A 5,004-nucleotide genomic window follows, 5' to 3' on the forward strand; every position below is an offset into this window, starting at 1 on the left:
GGTTTTTATTATGCCCCCGGCCAACTCCTCTCACCCTGGTCCTGGAGAATGGACGGTAGCAAAATTGGCCGTGTGATGCTTACATACCGTTCGTCTGACTTTAACAACTGGTCACGTGCAAAGGCGACTGCTTTTGCACGCCCTGGTCAGTTAACAGCAAAACCAATTTCCGGGCAGCAGACGCATATGGGCGCTGGAATCTGGAATCGCGGCAATGCGCTTGTCGGATTGTACGGAATGTGGCAGGACGCTCCAGAAAAACCCAAAGACAGTGCATACTGGAATGAAGGTGTGACCATCGATTTGGGGTTGATCGTCAGTAACGATGGAATTCATTTCCGCGAACCTGTGCCTGGCCACAAAGTGATTTCACGAGGTACCAAAGAAGAGTGGGATAATACGGCATTATTGCAAGGGCATGCTTTTGCCAATGTCGGTGACAAAACAATGATGTGGTATTCGCATTGGGACACGGGTGGAAAGCTACGAAACATGGAAATCGGCCTTGCCACATTGCGGCGTGATGGTTTTGGTTATCTTTCTCGCAAAGTAGAAAATTCCGCGGCAGGTTTTGAAACAACTTCCTTCGACGTGAAAGGCAATGCACAATTATTCGTGAATGTAGAAGGGATATCCTCCGCGGCACCTCTGAAAGTGGAATTACTTGATTCACGTGCCAAACCATTGGCTGGATTTTCTGGTGCAGATGCCGCACAGCTTTCGAAACCGGGAACTCGTCAAAAAGTTGTCTGGCCCGGCAAAGTGAGTCGATTACCACAAGACAAAAAACTATCAATCAAAGTAAGCTACCCCAAAATGAATGGCGCCAGAGTTTACGCAATTTATGTTGGAAAGAACTAAGGCAAGACAATGAATACATCCTCTAAGAAATCTTCTGATGATCTCAACCCTTATGTCTGGGCGACCGTCAATGAAGAAGACCTCAAACTGTTCGATCAGCAGTTAAAAAACTTTGTGCCACCCAATTCATTCGATGCGCATGCCCATCTGTGGCGCGTGGCTGATCTTGGAGAACCTACTCCCTCTCTGGCGGCGGCAGGACCTGCAGAAGTCACGCGCGCCGTGTACGATGAACGAGTATCGCTCTGGATGCCTGACCGATGCCCGTCTGATGGTCTGTTTTTTCCGTTTCCGACGCGAGCATTGAATGTTGATGGCGCCAACCGATTTTTAGCTGACCAGATGAAAGGGAGCCCTCATTCGCGTGGATTAATGATTGTTACTCCGCATCAGGAACCGGCGCAGGTCGAACAACAGATCCTTGAGGATGGTTTCGCTGGATTTAAAGTCTACCATGTGTTTGCAGAACGCGAAGATACACTATTCGCGCCTACTGAAGAGTTCATTCCAAAATGGGCATGGGAGCTGGCAAACCAGTATGGGCTGGCGATTATGTTGCATATGGTTCTGCCTCGGGCTTTAGCTGAGCCTGCAAATCAGACATACATACGCCAGCATTGTGAGCAATATCCCAATGCCAAACTGATTCTTGCACACGCGGCCCGTGGTTTTTGTGGTCGTCATACGGTCGAAGGGATTTCCTCCATTCGTGGATTGGAAAATGTCTTCTTTGATACTTCAGCAATCTGTGAACCGGAAGCCTTCGAAGCCATCCTGAAAACATTTGGGCCTACAAGATTACTGTTCGGTGCCGATTTTTGTGTGACGGAAATGCGTAGTCGGTGTGTGAATCTTGGTGATGGTTTTTTGTGGCTTGATGAAATCCGTCCTGATTTCAGTCGTTCTCGATTTGCAAAACCGACGCTGCTGGGGATCGAATCACTGCTGGCATTAAAGCAGGCCTGTACTAACCAGCATTTGAGTGATGGCGATGTGGAAGAAGTATTCTGTCTGGGTGCGAGACGATTACTTGATTTGCCTCTGACACGAAGCCTGCCGGATGTTCAGGAAGTCTATCGAGAAGCCAAGGAGATCTTTCCCGGCGGTACACAGTTGCTTAGCAAACGGCCAGAAATGTTTGCTCCTGAGCAGTGGCCCGCTTACTACCGCGAAGCAAGAGGTTGTGAAATTATCGATATCGAAGGGCGGCACTTCATCGACATGAGTCTGGGTGGCATCCTGGCATGCATTCTTGGTTATAGTGATCCTGATGTTAACGCAGCCGTCATTCGTCGTGTGAATCTCGGTTCGATGTCAACATTGCAAACGGCAGACGAAATCGAACTCGCAAAATTACTCCTCGAAATCCATCCCTGGGCACACAATGCACGGTTTACACGTGCTGGCGGTGAGTCAATGGTCGTTGCCACCCGTATTGCCCGTGCCTGCACACAACGTGATAAAGTTGCGATTTGTGGATATCACGGCTGGCATGACTGGTATCTGGCTGCGAATCTACCTGCGACGGATCAAGGTGATCAGACCGACCATCTGACAGGGCATCTTTTGCCCGGTCTTGAGCCGCGGGGCGTTCCCTCTGGTTTGTCAGGCACCGCTTTGACGTTCCGCTACAATCGACTGGATGAGCTTGACGCACTGATTGCAAAACATGGACACGAACTGGCGGCTGTGGTGATGGAGCCGACGCGAAAAATCGATCCTGAACCTGGTTTCCTTGAAGGCGTCCGCGAACGTTGCGACAAACTGAATACGCCTTTGATTTTCGATGAAATTTCGAGTGGTTGGCGGCTCTGTCTTGGTGGTGCGCATCGAAATTATGGAGTGGAACCCGATATCGCTGTGTTTGCCAAGACGCTGGGCAACGGCTTCCCCATCGGCGCCATCATTGGGAAACGCGATACGATGCAAGCAGCTCAGGAATCATTTATTTCCAGTACTTTCTGGACCGAAGGTGTGGGTCCTGCGGCAGCGGTCGCCTGTGTGCGGAAGCAGATGAGTATTGATATCCCTGCACACCTTGAGCGGATTGGATCGCAAGTGATTGAAGGGTGGCAAGAACTGGGAAGCAAACATAACGTGCCGATCAATACCATGGGCCATCCCGCGATGGCGGCACTTGCCTTCGATCATCCGGAAGCGGCCGGGCTGGCAACGTTGATGACGGCGAGGATGTTACAACATGGTTTTCTTGCCAGTGGTGCTTTTAATGCAACTCTCGCGCATGAATCGCGGCACATTGACAGCTATCTTGCAGCGTTGGATGAAGTTTTTGCAGAGTTGGCCAGTGCCATCCGCGATGGTGAGATCCAACAGCGGATAGGTGGTCCGGTAAAGCATTCCGGCTTTGCCAGATTAACGTGAATCTACTGAGAAATCTTCGTCCCCATCTGACTTCGTCATTTGCGAGAGGTACTTAAGCAGAAACGCCCAGCGCTGTTCAGCACGGGCGTTTCTTTTTGATTTCAGACTTGTCGGAATTACGAACTTATTCAGAAACCCGTACAGAAGTGGCACATGGTCCTTTACGACCTTCGCCTATTTCATATTCGACAACATCACCTTCCTGAAGTTCTTCGAGTGTTTTACCCTGAACTTCAGAATGATGAAAGAACAAGTCTCCTGACTCTCCTTCAATGAATCCAAATCCGCGATCTGTGACTAATCTCTTGATCTTACCTTGTGGCATTTCTGCTCTCCAACTTAATAACCTGTAATACACGAAACGGCTGGCAGTGCAGCGCTCCGTAGCCCAAATAAAGAAAGCAGATAGAGCCACAAAACCGAAGCAGTAACTTCCAACGAAGCACTACTACGCAGAATGAAGCGGGAAGAGAATAACAACCCGAAGGCGGTTTAACCTACACCTTGTCTCTGCTCGTCACAACTATTGTGACACTCGTATTATACTGTGTATAGCGTACCTGTAAAGGGTGGACGCCCCGCTTTGAAACGATTCTCGACAACCGCAAGAGCCTGCCAACACTGCAGAAAACCCTTGTTTTCGAGATTTATTTGAGCCAAAAGGCACGTCAACCGGTTGACCGCCCGGTGGAGTACAACCATTGGTGCAATCTCATCATGTTGGACCGTCTAGCCGCCAACAGTTATCCAGATCAAATCGGGCAATGTTTAGCAAAATTGAAATGATTAAGTCGAAGTGAGTTCGAAAGTCCTTTTCATCTTCGATGGAATGGAAATAATCTACTAACAGAACGATGGTATCGATTTCGAACAGCCAATCTCGTTGATATTGCCGGGGCACTTCTTCGAGCAATATTCGAGAGTTAGAAAAACGAAACAAATGTCCTCAACAGTATGTAACGGCTGTGAAGAAATAGGTCCCTCTAAGAATGTGTGCACGACAAGATTAGGTATTCAGAAAGTCTAATGAACAATAAAAGTGTTACCCATGTCTCCGAACGACTGTTACCTATCTCTACGGTCTTTACAGGGAGCCTGCCCTACGCTACTGAAGCCCCATCCATTGTACGTGGAATTTTCGGTACTCATATTATCTACACCTTCTTTAGTTCCTCTTTTTCTTTGTTAGCAGGTTTGATTGCCATCAGCGTAACAAGTGCGAGAACAAGGCCAATTAAACACGATGCAATGACATGCCAAAACAGGATCAGGAGAGTATCATCAGAGGCGTTCCACTTTGGAGTATCCCCAAAGGTATCCCCAAAGAGAGCACGCTTTATTTCATATTCATACCATCCACCCAATGGGGAACTGATGGTTGCAATGCCCCCGGGAAACGAAACATAAGTATGGTATGAAAACCACAGAATGCAAAAAGTGATCAATGAACACAATATCCAGACCGCGCTAAAACGTTTGGTTTTGATTGCCATCAGCGTAACAGGTGCGAGAACAAGGCCAATTAAACACGATGCAATGACATGCCAAAACAGGATCAGGCGAGTAGCATAAGAGGCGATCGGCATTGGAGTATCCCCAAAGAGAACACGCATTATTTCCAATTCATACCATTCACCCAATGTGCAACGGATATAATAAAGGCCCAATGTGCCATCGACAGTTTTATATTCCGATGGAAACGAAGCACTAATTTGGTATGAAAACCACAGAATGCAAAAAATGATCAATGAACACAATATC

4 protein-coding genes are annotated in these 5,004 nt (G+C 48.1%); 2 read left to right on the plus strand and 2 right to left on the minus strand.

Annotated features, from left to right (window positions below; all coding sequences use genetic code 11):
- Both Q0668_RS11350 and Q0668_RS11355 read left to right on the plus strand, forming a co-directional pair.
- On the plus strand, positions 1–861 hold an 861-nt coding region (locus tag Q0668_RS11350; RefSeq protein ID WP_298864423.1), incomplete at its 5' end, for a hypothetical protein.
- Between the two features lie 9 nt (positions 862–870).
- Positions 871–3,243, plus strand: a complete 2,373-nt coding sequence (locus tag Q0668_RS11355; RefSeq protein ID WP_298864425.1) for an aminotransferase class III-fold pyridoxal phosphate-dependent enzyme — start codon at positions 871–873, stop codon at positions 3,241–3,243.
- 124 nt (positions 3,244–3,367) lie between these two features.
- On the opposite strand, the gene Q0668_RS11360 is transcribed toward Q0668_RS11355, so the two are convergent.
- A complete protein-coding gene (locus tag Q0668_RS11360) occupies positions 3,368–3,568 on the minus strand; it encodes a cold-shock protein (protein WP_298864427.1) in 201 nt (66 codons plus the stop codon).
- Positions 3,569–4,397: 829 nt separating this feature from the next.
- Positions 4,398–5,004, minus strand: a 607-nt coding sequence (locus Q0668_RS11365; RefSeq protein ID WP_298864429.1) for a hypothetical protein, incomplete at its 5' end; no start/stop codon positions are given.

The organism is uncultured Gimesia sp. (assembly GCF_937910335.1).
In the GTDB taxonomy this organism is placed as follows: Bacteria; Planctomycetota; Planctomycetia; order Planctomycetales; family Planctomycetaceae; genus Gimesia.